This is a genomic window from Loktanella sp. R86503, assembly GCF_042466455.1.
Classification (GTDB): Bacteria; Pseudomonadota; Alphaproteobacteria; order Rhodobacterales; family Rhodobacteraceae; genus Loktanella.
Map to the genome: position 1 here is coordinate 2,577,438 of NZ_JAXHCI010000002.1, position 14,404 is coordinate 2,591,841.

14 protein-coding genes and 1 tRNA gene are annotated in these 14,404 nt (G+C 61.8%); 12 read left to right on the forward strand and 3 right to left on the reverse strand.

Features of this window, described 5'->3' with window-relative positions; all coding sequences use genetic code 11:
- Position 1: 1 nt before the first annotated feature.
- Genes SJY10_RS13655 through SJY10_RS13690 form a run of 8 tightly spaced genes read left to right on the forward strand, consistent with a single transcriptional unit; the run spans position 2 to position 8,911 of the window.
- The gene (locus SJY10_RS13655) at positions 2 to 847 is read left to right on the forward strand and encodes a carbohydrate ABC transporter permease (RefSeq protein WP_386683542.1); all 846 of its coding nucleotides are present in this window, start codon (positions 2 to 4) and stop codon (positions 845 to 847) included.
- Entirely contained in the window at positions 848 to 2,926 is a 2,079-nt protein-coding gene (locus tag SJY10_RS13660) for an alpha-galactosidase (protein ID WP_386683544.1), read from the forward strand. It begins immediately after the preceding gene.
- Positions 2,923 to 3,681, forward strand: coding sequence for an SDR family NAD(P)-dependent oxidoreductase (locus tag SJY10_RS13665; RefSeq protein ID WP_386683547.1), 759 nt, complete (start codon positions 2,923 to 2,925; stop codon positions 3,679 to 3,681). The genes SJY10_RS13660 and SJY10_RS13665 overlap by 4 nt, the downstream gene beginning before the upstream one ends.
- Positions 3,678 to 4,559, forward strand: coding sequence for a 2-dehydro-3-deoxygalactonokinase (locus SJY10_RS13670; protein ID WP_386683550.1), 882 nt, complete (start codon positions 3,678 to 3,680; stop codon positions 4,557 to 4,559). Before SJY10_RS13665 ends, SJY10_RS13670 begins: the two co-directional genes overlap by 4 nt.
- Complete coding sequence (locus SJY10_RS13675) at positions 4,556 to 5,161, forward strand: 2-dehydro-3-deoxy-6-phosphogalactonate aldolase (protein ID WP_386683553.1); 606 nt, start codon at positions 4,556 to 4,558, stop codon at positions 5,159 to 5,161. Before SJY10_RS13670 ends, SJY10_RS13675 begins: the two co-directional genes overlap by 4 nt.
- Positions 5,158 to 5,985 (forward strand): SMP-30/gluconolactonase/LRE family protein, encoded by an 828-nt coding sequence (locus SJY10_RS13680; protein WP_386683555.1) that lies wholly within the window; start codon positions 5,158 to 5,160, stop codon positions 5,983 to 5,985. The genes SJY10_RS13675 and SJY10_RS13680 overlap by 4 nt, the downstream gene beginning before the upstream one ends.
- A gap of 50 nt (positions 5,986 to 6,035) precedes the next feature.
- The gene (locus SJY10_RS13685; RefSeq protein WP_386683558.1) at positions 6,036 to 7,937 is read left to right on the forward strand and encodes a beta-galactosidase; all 1,902 of its coding nucleotides are present in this window, start codon (positions 6,036 to 6,038) and stop codon (positions 7,935 to 7,937) included.
- A complete protein-coding gene (locus SJY10_RS13690) occupies positions 7,937 to 8,911 on the forward strand; it encodes an aldose epimerase family protein (protein ID WP_386683561.1) in 975 nt (324 codons plus the stop codon). The genes SJY10_RS13685 and SJY10_RS13690 overlap by 1 nt, the downstream gene beginning before the upstream one ends.
- A gap of 9 nt (positions 8,912 to 8,920) precedes the next feature.
- On the opposite strand, the gene uraH is transcribed toward SJY10_RS13690, so the two are convergent.
- A complete protein-coding gene (uraH, locus tag SJY10_RS13695) occupies positions 8,921 to 9,280 on the reverse strand; it encodes a hydroxyisourate hydrolase (protein ID WP_386683564.1) in 360 nt (119 codons plus the stop codon).
- Positions 9,281 to 9,498: 218 nt separating this feature from the next.
- Between uraH and SJY10_RS13700 the strand changes: the two genes are divergently transcribed.
- Both SJY10_RS13700 and SJY10_RS13705 read left to right on the forward strand, forming a co-directional pair.
- A tRNA-Met gene (locus SJY10_RS13700) sits at positions 9,499 to 9,575 on the forward strand.
- A 150-nt stretch (positions 9,576 to 9,725) separates the two neighbouring features.
- Positions 9,726 to 11,144, forward strand: a complete 1,419-nt coding sequence (locus tag SJY10_RS13705) for an FAD-binding oxidoreductase (RefSeq protein ID WP_386683567.1) — start codon at positions 9,726 to 9,728, stop codon at positions 11,142 to 11,144.
- Positions 11,145 to 11,147: 3 nt separating this feature from the next.
- On the opposite strand, the gene hemC is transcribed toward SJY10_RS13705, so the two are convergent.
- A complete protein-coding gene (hemC, locus tag SJY10_RS13710) occupies positions 11,148 to 12,086 on the reverse strand; it encodes a hydroxymethylbilane synthase (protein ID WP_386683570.1) in 939 nt (312 codons plus the stop codon).
- An 81-nt stretch (positions 12,087 to 12,167) separates the two neighbouring features.
- Here hemC and hemE point away from each other — a divergent pair, with 81 nt between their 5' ends.
- Together hemE and SJY10_RS13720 are read left to right on the forward strand one after the other, a co-directional pair.
- The gene (hemE, locus tag SJY10_RS13715; RefSeq protein ID WP_386683573.1) at positions 12,168 to 13,202 is read left to right on the forward strand and encodes a uroporphyrinogen decarboxylase; all 1,035 of its coding nucleotides are present in this window, start codon (positions 12,168 to 12,170) and stop codon (positions 13,200 to 13,202) included.
- Positions 13,202 to 13,819 carry an FMN-binding negative transcriptional regulator gene (locus SJY10_RS13720; protein ID WP_386683576.1) on the forward strand — a complete coding sequence of 206 codons (618 nt, stop codon included), beginning with the start codon at positions 13,202 to 13,204 and terminating at the stop codon, positions 13,817 to 13,819. The genes hemE and SJY10_RS13720 overlap by 1 nt, the downstream gene beginning before the upstream one ends.
- Here SJY10_RS13720 and SJY10_RS13725 read toward each other — a convergent pair.
- Positions 13,816 to 14,367: a cell wall hydrolase gene (locus SJY10_RS13725; RefSeq protein ID WP_386684683.1), complete on the reverse strand. Its 552-nt coding sequence runs from the start codon at positions 14,365 to 14,367 to the stop codon at positions 13,816 to 13,818. The genes SJY10_RS13720 and SJY10_RS13725 overlap by 4 nt on opposite strands.
- Between the last annotated feature and the right edge of the window lie 37 nt (positions 14,368 to 14,404).

A 14,404-nucleotide genomic window follows, 5' to 3' on the forward strand; every position in this document is an offset into this window, starting at 1 on the left:
TATGTTTCCACGTCCTATTGCCCAGCGGTCCCGCGCCGCCCAACTGACCTATCAGGCGCTGCTGCCTGTTGCGCTGATCCTTTGGTTACTGCCTTTGCTTGGTATCGCCATGACGTCGATCAAGCCGTCGTCCGATCTGGCCGCGGGCAACTATTTCGGCCTGCCAACGCATATCGCGTTCGAAAACTACTGGGCCGTGCTGTTTGATTTCGACTTGTGGAAATACATCCGCAATTCATTTGTCGTCACAATCCCGACCGTGATCGGGTCGGTGGCTTTGTCCTGCCTGACCGGTTTCGCCCTTGGCATTTACCGGTTCAAAGGCAACCTGCTAATCTTTTTCATGTTCGTGGCCGGCAACTTCGTGCCGTTCCAGATCCTGATGGTGCCGGTGCGCGACATGACGTTGAACCTTGGCATTTATAATACGCCGCAGGCACTGATCCTGTTTCACATTGCCTTTCAGACCGGGTTCTGCACCCTGTTCATGCGCAATTTCATCGCCGCCCTGCCAAGAGAGTTGATTGAAGCTGCGCGCGTCGAAGGCGTGGCGGAATGGCGGATTTTCTGGTTCATCGTTCTGCCGCTGATGAAGCCCGCGATTGCTGCGCTGTCAGTGCTGATCTTTACCTTTATCTGGAACGATTTCTTCTGGGCGACCGTACTGACCACAAGCGCCGAAACCCGCCCCGTCACCGCCGGCCTGTCATCGCTGAACGGCCAATGGGTCGCCGCCTGGCATCTGGTCTCTGCCGGATCCATCGTTGCCGCCCTGCCCCCTGTCGCCATGTTCTTTTTGATGCAAAAGCACTTCATCGCTGGCCTCACCCTCGGAGCCGTCAAGTAAATGACCCACTATCGTCTTGATGCCGGTCGCCAAACGATCGTTCTGGCCGCCCCTGCGACGGGCTTGCCGCATTGCACCTATTGGGGCGCGCGGCTGCCTAGCGGGGCCGACCTGCATGCGATTGCCGCTGCCGCCGAAATCGACCTGACCGGAGGCATGCTGGACGCAAATCCGCTGGTAACACTTTGCCCGCAAACTGCTGCGGCCTTTCCCGGTCAGCCGGGGTTGGAGGTTCGCAGCACAGACGGTGCGCCCCTGCGCCCTGTCTTTGCTCAGACTGCCACCAATCGGGCAGAGGCACTGTCACTGTCCTATGCAGATACGGCCTTGGGCTTGACTCTGACATTTACGTTCGTCGCCGATGCCCATACGGGTATCATCACAGCGCAAACCGCGCTGGACGCAGACCAGCCCGTCCTGTGTGACTGGCTGTCCGCACCGACCCTGCCTGCCCCGCAACTGGCGGACGAGATGATTGATTTTGCAGGCCGCTGGTGCGATGAATTCCAGCCTGTCCGCACGCCATGGGCCGCGGGCATCCGCGCCCGCGACAACCGCACGGGCCGCACCGGGCACGAGCATTTCCCCGCACTGATCCTGCCCGCCCGCGGCTGCACGAATACAGGCGGAGAGGCGCACGCCCTGCATTATGGCTGGTCCGGCGGCCACCGCATGCTGGCCGAGGAATTGCCGGACGGGCGCCGCCAGATCCAGTTCGGCCACGCCAGCGGCAGCGACCCCCTGCCTGGCACCCATTTCGAAAGCGCACCGCTTTATGTGGCCTATTCGGACACAGGCCTGAACGGCTGCGCTGTCAGCTTTCAGCGCCATCTGCGCGACCGGATCGTCACCTGGCCGAAACCGAACACACCCCGCCCCGTGCACTACAACTGCTGGGAAGCGATCTATTTCGACCACTCCTTGTCTGCGCTGACCGCCATCGCGGATCGCGCCGCCGCGCTCGGGGCAGAGCGTTTCGTGCTGGACGACGGCTGGTTCAAGGGCCGCAATGACGACACCACCAGCCTTGGCGACTGGACCATCGACGCCGCCAAATGGCCAGACGGGCTGACCCCGCTGATTAATCATGTCCACAGCCTCGGCATGACCTTTGGCCTGTGGTTTGAACCGGAAATGGTCAACGCTGACAGCGACATGGCCCGCAACCATCCCGATTGGGTCCTTGGCCCAATGGATCAGCCGCTTGGCCGGGGCCAATATGTGCTGGATATGGCAAACGCTGATCTGCGCGATAATCTGTTCGATCAGATCAGCGGCATTCTATTCGGCCATGACATCGAATATATCAAATGGGACCACAACCGCGTGCTGCCGCACAACGGGGCTGCACAGACACGCGGCACCCATGCCCTGCTGGACCGCCTGCGCACAGCCCATCCAGAGGTAGAGATTGAATCCTGCGCCTCTGGCGGCGGGCGCATCGACTTTGGCATTTTGCAGCATACCCAGCGCGTCTGGCTGTCTGACAGCAACGACGCCCTGACGCGGCTTCGGATGCAACACGATGCGGCCCTGTTCCTTCCGTCCTGCGTCACCGGCAGCCACGTTGGTCCGCGCCATTGCCACACGACAGGGCGCGTCCATTCCATCAGCTTTCGCGCTTGGGTCGCCGCCCAGCGCCACATGGGATTCGAAATGGACCCGCGAGAGCTGACACAGGACGAGGCCGCGACTCTCACGCGGGTCACAGCGTGGTATAAGGCCAACCGCGACTGGATGCGCAGCGCCGATATCTTGCGGTTGGATAGCGCCAATGCCGCCGTCATCGCCGAACAGCAGCAGGCTGCCGATGGCACGCGGTTTGTCGTATTTGCAGGCCAGGCCGGCACCAGCACACAGATCGCACCGCGCCCGTTGCGCCTGACGGGGCTTGATCCTAATGCGACCTATACGGTTGATATCGCGAACAAGGACGATCTTTCGACCCTGTCGCGGGGCACGCCCGCCCTTAAATCCGGCCCCTTGACCCTGACGGGCCGTACGTTGATGTCACAGGGCATTGCCCTACCCTATGCCGTCCCCGACAGCATTTGGATCATCGAAGGACATCGCCTATGACCGCGCAATTTCACGACCTGGAAAACGCCCACGTCTTTATCACCGGCGGCGGCGGCGGCATCGGTGCCGCGCTGACGGAATCCTTCTTAATGCAAAAGGCAAAGGTCAGCTTTGTCGGCCGATCTGACTACAGCGTTTTTGCAGACGAAATGGCGGAAAAGACCGGCATCAAGCCGCTCTTTCAGCAATGCGACGTGACCGACACCAAAGCGCTGCACGCCGCGATGGACGAAGCTGTCGCCAGGCAAGGTGCGCTGAACGTCCAGATCAACAACGCAGCCGCCGACACGCGCATGGACCCCGCCGACATCACTGTCGAAGATTGGGACAACCAGCTCGCCGTGAACCTGCGCCATTATTTCTTTGCCTGCCAGAAGGCAGGGGCGCTGATGACGAATGGCGGTTCAATCATTAACTTTTCCTCTGCCAGCTACCAGATCGCGGGCGAACAGCTCGCGCCCTATATGTCTTCTAATGCGGGCATCCTTGGTCTGACACGCTCGCTTGCTCGCGACTGGGGGCCAAAGGGTATTCGTGTAAACGCGATCTCTCCCGGTCTTGTGCTGACCAAAAAGCAGATCGAAGAGGTGCACACCGACGCGGACCTTGCCGAATTTCGCAAAAAACAGTGCATTCCCGAAAACCTTTATCCCGAAGACGTGCCGGGGACAGCTCTGTTCCTTGCCTCTGATCTGTCGCGCATGATGACCGGCCAATGCCTGTTCATCGATGGCGGCCTGGCGTTCACAGGATGACCGTCGCCGCCGCCACATGGATTGCCGCCGATTGGGGAACAACGCATCTGCGCGTCTGGGCCATGTCGGACAGTGGCACCGTGCTGGCGGCGGCCCAGTCCGCTGACGGCATGGGCAAATTGCCCCGTGACGGTTTTGCGCCGGCGCTGGATGCGCTGACCGCTGATTGGCCTGCCGTGCCCGTAATCGCCTGCGGCATGGTCGGATCCCGTCAAGGCTGGATAGAGGCACGCTATACCGCCGTCCCCTGCCCGGCGCTGTCCCCCAATCTGACGCTTGCAGGTCACCGTTGTCACATCATACCCGGCCTGAAACAAGCAAGCCCCGCTGACGTCATGCGCGGCGAAGAAACCCAAATCGCAGGTTTCTTGTCACTGAACCCGAATTGGGACGGCGTAATCTGCCTGCCAGGCACCCATACCAAATGGGTGCACGTCAGCGCTGATGAAGTTGTCAGTTTCCAGACCGTGATGACCGGCGATCTGTTTGCCGCCATCACCGGTCACACCGTGCTGCGCCATTCCTGCGGCGATGGATGGGATGACGCGGGCTTTTTGCAAGGCGTCGACGATGCCATTGCCCGCCCGGAAAAGCTGGCCGCCCGTCTGTTTTCATTGCGCGCCGAAGGTCTGTTGAACGATCTGCCTGACGCCGTTGCACGCGCGCGTCTGTCAGGGCTGCTAATCGGGGCCGAACTGGCTGCAACCAAACCATACTGGCTCGGGCAGCAAATTGCCGTCATCGGTGCCGGTGCGTTGGCGGGTCTTTACGTCACGGCCCTTGGGGCGCAGGCTGCCCCGGCAACTCAAGTCAACGCGGACCGCGCCACCTTGGCCGGGCTGACCGCCGCCTATCGCAGCTGGAAGGACCAGACATGACCCGCCCCATTATCGCCATTCTGCGCGGCGTCACTCCGGACGAGGCCGTCGCCGTCGCCCGCGCCTGCATCGACGCCGGCATCACCCGGATAGAGGTGCCATTGAATTCGCCCGACCCTTTTGACAGCATCCGCCGTATGGCCGATGCGCACGGGGATATCGCTGAAATCGGCGCGGGTACCGTACTGACGCCGGACGATGTAAACCGCGTGCGTGATGCTGGCGGGCAGCTGATCGTATCCCCCAATGCCGACCCCCGCGTGATCATGGCGACCAAGGCCGCAGGCATGGCCAGCTGGCCTGGTGTAATGACGCCGACCGAATGCTTTGCCGCACTCAAAGCCGGCGCTGACGGCCTCAAGATTTTTCCCGCCTCGCTGATCGGTCCCGCCGGGATCCAGGCAATGCGCGCTGTCCTGCCTGCAGGTTGCCCAGTCTATGCTGTCGGCGGTGCCGGTCCAAAGAACTTCGGTGACTGGATCAAGGCAGGTGCCGACGGCTTTGGAATTGGCACCGCGCTTTATACGCCGGGGCTGTCCGCTGGCGATGCCGCCGCCCGCGCCCGCGATATTGTCACTGCTTTTGACGCAGCCATCCAATGATCTTCGACGCCACCCCCTGCATCTTGGGCGAAGGCCCGCTTTGGCATCCAGAACGCGACCAGCTGTTCTGGTTCGACATCCTGTCCCGCCGGATGCACACCAAAGGGCAGCACTGGGATTTTCCCGGCCATGTCTCGGCTGCAGGCTGGGTCGACTACGACACCCTGCTCGTTGCCTCCGACATCGCGCTCAGCCGCTTCGACATCGCCTCCGGTGATACCGTCAAAATTATGGATCTGGAACACGATCTTGCAGGCAACCGGTCCAACGACTGCCGCGCCGACCCGCAGGGCGGCTTCTGGATCGGCACCATGGGAATGGGGGCAGAGGCAGGCCACGGCAGCATCTGGCGCTATTACCGCGGCACCCTGCGCAAGATCTATGCCGACCTTGCAATCAGCAATTCGATCTGCTTCGCCCCGGACGGCAAGACCGCGTTTTTCGCTGACACCCCGACCCAGAAAATCATGCGCGTCGCACTCGATGCCGCCGGCTGGCCTGTGGGCACACCGCAGGTCCATATTGACCTGACCGGCACGGATTATAACCCCGACGGCTCTGTTGTGGACGCAGCCGGCAACCTGTTCAATGCGCAATGGGGTGCGGGCCGCGTTGCCGTCTACGACCCCCAGGGCCACTTCATCGAGGCCTTTGAGCTGCCCGCGCGCCACACCTCCTGCCCGGCTTTCGGTGGCGCGGACCTGTCGACGCTCTTTGTCACTTCCGCCCGCCAGGACATCGACGCCCCGGACGACGCCCAGGGCGCGACCTTTGCGATTAAAACCCGTTACACCGGCCAAAGGGAACACCGCGTCATCCTGTAAAACGCGGCCCGTCCCATTCATCTGGCAAGATAAACTCAAAAGGCACTCCCATGACCCGCACGCTCGGCGTTTGCTACTATCCCGAACACTGGCCCGAATCCCAATGGGCCGATGACGCCGCCCGGATGAAGGCGACCGGCCTGACATGGGTGCGCATTGGCGAGTTCGCCTGGAGCCTGATGGAACCCACCCCCGGCACCTACGATTGGGACTGGCTTGACCGGGCGGTCAAGGTGTTGGGCGATGCTGGCCTCAAGGTCGTGATGGGCACTCCCACAGCCACCCCGCCGCGCTGGCTGGTGGACCAGATGCCCGACATGCTAGCCGTCGACGCACAGGGACGCAGACGCGGCTTTGGCTCGCGGCGTCATTACGATTTCAGCCACATGGGCTACCGGGAACAGTGCCGCCGCATTGCAACCGCAATGGGCGAACGTTATGGGCGCAACCCTTATGTTGCCGCGTGGCAGATCGATAACGAATACGACTGCCACGAAACGACACTGTCCTACTCTGACGCGGCAAAGCGGGGGTTTCAGGACTGGCTCGCGCAGAAATACCAAAGTACGGATGCGCTGAACCGTGCATGGGGTAACGTCTTCTGGTCCATGCAATACGACAGCTTTGACCAGATCGAACTGCCGAACCTGACGGTGACCGAACCCAACCCTGCGCATGTACTGGATTTCCGGCGCTACAGCTCTGATCAGCTGGTGGCCTTCAACCGTGTACAGGTCGATGCCCTGCGCCCGCTGACCGATACACCCCTGATCCACAATTACATGGGCCGCACTTTGACGTTCGATCACTTCAAGGTCGGTGCCGACCTCGATATCGCGTCTTGGGACAGTTACCCGATCGGCTTTCTGTCCGACCGGATCGAAGGCACTACGAAGGAAAAGCAGACCTTTCTGCGTCAGGGCCATCCGGACAATCAGGCCTTTCACCACGACCTCTACCGCGCCGTCGGCAAGGGGCGCATGTGGGTGATGGAACAGCAGCCCGGTCCGGTCAATTGGGCACCCTACAACCCCGCGCCCCTGCCCGGCATGGCGCGACTTTGGGCATGGGAGGCCTTTGCCCACGGGGCAGAGGCCGTCTGTTATTTCCGTTGGCGTCAGGCCCCCTTTGCGCAGGAACAAATGCACGCTGGCCTGCTGCGCCCCGATAGCGAACCCGCCCCCGCCCTGACAGAGGCCGCCCAAGTCGCTGCGGAAATTGCCGCTATGCCGGACCTGGATCAGGCGACAGGCAATGCTGCGCTCATTTTCGATTACGAAAGCGCATGGGCCTGGGATACCCAGCCGCAGGGTGCGGATTTCGATATGTTCCGCCTGGCCTTTGCCGCTTACCGCGCTTTGCGGCGGGCGGGCCTGTCGGTGGATATCCTGCCACCCGATACGGGCGATCTTTCGGCCTATAAATTGGTGCTTGCCCCAGGGATCATGACGATTTCGGACAACCTGCGCGCCGCCTTGGCGACCTATCACGGCATAGCCCTGATCGGGCCGCGCAGTGATCTGAAAACGCGCGACATGGCGATCCCCGTCCCCATGGGCCCGTCCCTGCCCGACACGGACGTCACCGTCACCCTGACCGAAAGCCTGCCACCCAGCGACAAGATCAAGCTGCAAGGCGGCGGCCGCTTCCGCCATTGGTTCGAACATCTGGACGGTACGGCCCCCGTGCATCTGTCCACGAAGTCGGGCCAACCGGCAATCATGGGCGGCGATCACCTGCGGTATCTGGCGGGCTGGCCGGATGATGCGACATTCGACGGCATCATCGGCGGGCTATGCGATGCCGCCGGTATCGCGACCCTGCGCCTGCCTAATGGCCTGCGCGTGCGCGACACGGCCACCACGCGATTCTTCTTCAACTACGGCCCCAAGCCTGTCACATGGAAAGACACAATCATCCCCGCCGCGGGGGTCCACTGGGAGGCACTTTGATGATCGCACATTTCGGCACATCCGCAGCAGGTCACGACATCGACAGCGTCACGCTGCATGCTGGCGATCTGTCCGTCACCCTGCTGACCTGGGGCTGTGTTGTGCAGGATGTGCGGCTCGCGGGCGTCGAATACTCCCTGACGCGCGGCTCTGACCTTCTGGCTGACTACGAGGGCGAGATGCGCTATTCTGGCTCTCTGATCGGGCCGGTGGTCAACCGGATCAGCACCGGCCGTGTCGAAATCGACGGCATGATGTACGAGCTGGAGCGGAACCTGAAAAACCGCATCCACCTGCATTCCGGCAGCCGCGCCACGCACCTGCGGCCCTGGAAACTGCACGAGGCATCGGCCGACCGCGCGGTGTTCAAGCTGCATCTGCCTGATGGCGACGGCGGCCTGCCCGGCGACCGGCATATCCGCGCTGTGTTCACCGTGATCGCCCCCGCCATCCTGACGATGGAAATCACGGGCACGACCGACCAGCCGACGCTGATGAACTTTGCGAACCATTCCTATTGGAACCTTGACGGCACACCGACTTGGGACGGCCACACCCTGCAAGTCGCTGCTGACCGCTATCTGCCAGCAACCGAGGATTTCTATCCAACCGGAGAGATTGCCGACGTGGACGGCACCCCGCTTGATTTCCGCACCCCGCGCAAGATCAACATCAAGAACCCGGAAATGGACAACAACATGTGCCTGTCCGACGGACAGGTGCCGCTGCGCGACGTGCTGTGGCTGACCGGACAGTCCGGCGTCAAGCTGACCATTGCGACCGACCAGCCCGGCATGCAGGTCTTTGACGGGCGCCACGCGATCCGCCCCGGCAAGCCGCAATACGAAGCGCTCGCGTTCGAGGCGCAAGGCTGGCCCGATGCCCCCACCCACGCGAATTTCCCGTCTATCCGCGTGGGCGAGCAGACGCCCTACCGCCAGTTCACAACCTATACCTTTACCAAACCGGACTAAGCCGCAGGCTTAGCTGCCGCGATAGGTCGAATAGCCGTAGGGCGACAGCAACAAAGGCACATGATAATGGGCCTGTGCGTCTGCAATGCCAAAGCGGATCGGCACGGTATCCAGAAACAGCGGCTCTGCCCCGTCCTGACCGGTCGCGCGCAGATAGTCACCCGCGTGGAACGTCAGCTCGTAAGTGCCGGCGGCGAACTGCCCTTTGGGCAGGATCGGCGTATCCGTGCGCCCGTCGGCGTTGGTCGTCATGCGCGCTATCTCTTGCGGACCTGTTTGTGTGATTTGCGACAGCACGATCAGTAACCCGCTTGCCGGCAAACCGCGTGCCGTATCAAGTACATGGGTCGTCAAATATCCCTGCGACATAGGCGCGCTCCTTCTCGTTTCACCCGTGAACAAGCGGCTTGCGCCGTCGCTTGTCAACCCGGTGCCCGCAGGGGTGCATCCGAAAACCCTTGGGCGGAACGTATTCACGCCAGACAATTTTTCGCGGAAAAATCTTTGCACCTCGCCTGCTGTGCAGAAAAGTGGAAAAATGCGTTTGACACCGCCGCCCCGTCCGCTTATCGGATGCGCCGTGGTGAGGCGCGGTAGCTCAGTTGGTTAGAGCGATCGACTCATAATCGATAGGTCGGGAGTTCAAGTCTCCCCCACGCCACCACCCAACTTTTCCCAATCAGATGTAGCTCAGCACAGCCACAGCGGATCGCTGACTGGCGTTAGCTGTTCGGTCAAACCCAATATTCCGATACCATCTTGCAACGCCCTGAACGCGGGTTCAGGGTCTGTGCGAATGACCGAGGGGCCTTTGATGACTTTGCTTGCGACACTTGCCGATATTCTTGGGCCCCAGGGTCTGCTGACCGACCCCGCAGATATGGCCCGCTGGACGCAGGACTGGACGGGCTATTACACATCGATCCCGCTGGCCGTCGCGCGCCCCGCGACAACGCAGCAGGTCAGTGCGGTGATGGCCGCTTGTCACGCGGCTGGTCAGGCCGTGGTGCCCGTGTCGGGCAATACCGGGCTGAACGGCGGTGCCTCGGCCATGGGGGCCATTGCCTTGTCGCTGGACCGCATGACGGCGATCCGCAGCGTCGATCCCGCCTCTCGCACGGCAGAGGTAGAGGCGGGCGTTATCATCTCACGCCTTCACGACGCGGCAGACGCCCATGATCTGATCTTTCCACTCACCTTTGGCGCGCGCGGGTCTGCAATGATCGGCGGTGCGCTTTCGACGAACGCGGGCGGGTCGAACGTGCTGCGCTATGGCAATACCCGTGATCTGGTGCTGGGCCTGACCGTCGTGCTGGCGGATGGGCGGATCATGGACCTGATGGGGCGGCTGCATAAGGACAACAGCGGCCTGAACCTGCGGCACCTGATGATCGGTGCGGAAGGCACGCTAGGCATCATCACGGCCGCCACGGTCAAGCTGTTCGCTAAGCCGCGCGCCTATGCCACGGCGATGGTCGCGGCCGCATCGCTGGATGCCGCCCTGACCCTGCTACACCGCATCCAAGCTGCCACAGGGGGCGCGGTCGAGGCGTTTGAATACATGCCTGCCAATTACATCGACACCCATCTGCGCATCACCCCCGGGGCCAAGGCGCCCTTTGCAGACCGCCACGACGTCAACATCATGATCGAAGTCGGCGCTACCGCACCCCGCGATGCGACCCCGCTAGACGACGGCTCTGTCCCCATCGTCACCCTGCTCGAAGAAACGCTGGCCGAGATGATGGAGGATGGCCTGATCCTGGACGCCGTGACCGCCCAATCCGAACAGCAGCGCAGCGACATGTGGGCGCGGCGCGAGGCAGCGTCAGAGGTGATCTTTGACCGCCGCCCCTTTGTGAATACCGATATCGCCGTCGCTTTGCCCGATGTGCAGACCTTTCTGACCGAAGCACGCAAGCGGCTTCTGATGCTGGATCCTGGCGCAGATGATCTGTCTGTCGTTCACCTAGGCGACGGCAATGTGCACTACACCGCCTATCCCAGCAAAGAGGACCCCGACCTAAGCGCCGCGATCCGCGAGATGGTGGATGACGTCGTGCAGGACTTGGGCGGATCATTCAGCGCCGAACACGGCGTTGGGCTGTCAAAGCTGGACAGCATGTCAAAGCGCAAGGATCCGGTGGCGCTGGATGTCATGCGCGCGATCAAGGACGCGCTGGACCCCAGCGGCATCCTGAACCCCGGCAAGGTAATCCCGCCAAAGCGCTAGGCTTTAGTCAAAGAACCCCGGCCCGGCGCGTTCCAGCAGCTTGGCCGCCATTTCGCGGCCCATCTGTGCGCCGTCGGCAACGGGGCCTGTCATATCGTCAGACAGCACGCGAGTGCCATCTTCGCGCAGGATCTCGCCGCGCAGGCGCAGATTGCCACCCTTAAGCTCTGCCAGGCCCGCGATCGGCGTTTCGCACGAACCATCCAGCGCCAGCAAAAGCGAGCGTTCCGCAGCAAGGCGGTGGCCGGTTTCGGCGTCGTGGATTGCCTCCAGCATTTGGGCGGCGCGGTTATCGCCCGTGCGCCGTTCGATCCCGATGGCACCCTGCGCAATCGCGGGTAGCATGTCGTCGGCGCTGATGCCGTGATGCGGGACGCCGTCCATTTTCAGACGGTTCAGACCCGCCATGGCCAGAAACGTCGCGGTGGCCACGCCATCATCAAGCTTTTTCAAACGGGTTTGCACGTTACCGCGGAATTCGACTACGTTCAGGTCGGGGCGCCGTGCCTTGACCTGTGCGCGGCGGCGCAAGGATGAAGATCCGACCGTCGCCCCCTGCGGCAAATCAGCCAGCGCTGTCGCATTGCGGGATACAAAGGCGTCGCGCACGTCCTCGCGCGGCAGATAGGTATCCAGCAGCAAACCGTCCGGCTGCAATGTCGGCATGTCTTTCATCGAATGCACCGCAATATCGATCTCGCCTGACAACAGCGCCTCTTCGATTTCGCGGGTAAACAGGCCCTTGCCACCAATTTCCTTAAGCGGGCGGTCAATGATCTGATCACCTGTCACCTTGATGATGACGATAGTGAACGCCTCGAACGGCAGGTCAAAGGCCTGCGCCAGACGCGCGCGCGTCTCGTTGGCTTGCGCCATCGCAAGAGGCGATCCTCTGGTTCCGATCTTGAACGCGGCAGCGGGTGTGGGCAAATTGAGCATCATGACACAACTGTTAGCCCTGCCAATCCGGGTTGACAACCGCCCTGCGCGTTGCGACGAAACCCGCAACACAAAGGACGTCCCATGCCTCAGCAAAAGACCATTCTGCGCGCCCTTGCGGGTGAAACACTGCCCACGCCGCCCATCTGGATGATGCGCCAGGCCGGACGCTACTTGCCGGAATACAAGGCGACCCGTGCGCAGGCCGGTGATTTCCTGTCGCTTTGTTACAACCCCGAACTTGCGGCAGAGGTGACGTTGCAGCCGATCCGCCGCTATGGCTTTGATGCGGCGATCCTGTTTGCCGACATCCTGCTGCTGCCCCAGGCGCTGGGGGCTGACCTGTGGTTCGTCACTGGCGAAGGGCCGCGTTTGTCCACGATCACCGATCAGGCCGGCTTGGATAAACTTGGCCCCGTGGACGAAATCGACGCGGTGCTGTCGCCGGTCTATGAAACCGTCAAGATCCTGTCGCGCGAACTGCCTGCGGATACCACGCTGATCGGTTTTGCCGGTGCCCCCTGGACGGTCGCGACCTATATGATCGCAGGCCAGGGCACCCCGGACCAAGGCCCGGCGCATGCGCTGAAAAACGAAAACCGCCCCGTATTCGAGGCGCTGCTGGCCAAGATCACCGCCGGCACGATCCATTATCTGTCACGTCAGATCGACGCAGGCGCTGAAGTCGTCAAGATTTTTGACAGCTGGGCCGGATCGCTGGAAGGCAAAGATTTCGTTAGATACGCCATTGAACCCGCACGCGAAATTACTGCCGCGCTTAAGGCAAAGTATCCGCATATCCCTGTCATCGCCTTTCCGCGCGGTGCCGGCCACCGGTACGAAGGACTGCACGCCGCCATCGGGGCCGATTGCATCGCACTTGATGACGGCGTCACGCCGAACTGGGCAGCTGGTCATGTCCAGATCGATGGCTGCGTGCAAGGCAATCTGGCATCACGGCACATGGTCACGGGCGGCAAGGACCTGATCCGGGAGACGCGCAAAGTCGTGCAAGCCTTTAGCAATGGGCCGCACATTTTTAACCTTGGTCACGGCATTACACCCGACGCCGATCCGGCGAATGTGCAGCTGATGATTGATACGGTGCGCGGCATCTAATGTACGCACCCCCGGCCTTTCAAGAAGACCGGATTAACGTTCTGCGCGCCGCTATCGGCGGCATCACCTTTGGCGCACTGGTCACGCAAACCGATGATGGTCCGGTGGCCACCCATGTGCCCATGATGCTGACCGGACCGCATAATGCAATGGTGCTGGAAACGCATGTCGCCCGCGGCAATCCGCACTGGCACCACGCCGGGCCGACGGTTGCGATCTTTCAAGGGCCGCACGCCTATATCCGGCCGGGGTTTTATCCGTCAAAGGCGGAAACGGGCAAGGTCGTCCCGACCTGGACCTATATCGCGGTGCACGCGCACGGGATGCTGACCGCCATTCAGGACGGTGACTGGCTGCACGCTCATGTCACCGCGATCAGCGACAAGATGGAAGCGGGCCGCCCTGCCCCATGGGCTGTCGACGATGCGCCTGCCAGCTATATCGCAAGCCTGCAGCGCGGCATCGTAGGGCTGCGTATGCCTGTCACGCGCCTGACGGGAGCGTGGAAAGTCAACCAGCACAAGTCCGAAGCCGACCGCGCAGGCACAGCGCGGGGCCTCGACAACAGCGGAGAGATGGGCCGCGCCCTTGCCCAGGTCATCAAACCAAAGGCTTAGCGCAACGTCAGCCCCTCGGTCGGGGGCAGCGGTACGGGCTGGGTCACATAGGCGGCTTTGCGCTTTTCATAAAACGCATTGCCACCCGCGGTGACGACGTAATTCATGTTGTCATAGGAAAACCGGTGGCCCGCCTGATGAAAAAATTTGGCGTCGCCAATCATCGGATGCCGTTCGCCCCGCATGACAGATATCGCCGCCTCCTGCACGGTGGGCAGACCGCTTGAAGTCATTGGACGGGTCATGACACCGGGGGCGAACTGGTTCTTTTGGCCAACGACGCCGCAGATGGTATCGGGGTAGGCGTCTGATTTTACACGGTTCATGACGACATTCCCGACCGCAACCAATCCATCACGGCTGGAACGGTGGGATTCAAAGAACATCGCACGCTGAAGACATTCCAGGTCGTCCGCATCCACCTGCACGAAGCTGCGCGAGGCGGTCTGTTCTTTCTTGCCGCCGATCATGCCGCATCCTGCAACCGACAGCCCCAATGCCATAAGACCTGCCAGCCGCAGTACCATACGTGATGTGTTCATCGTAATTCCCCGTCCCGATTTTTGCAGCACCTTACGTGCCGCA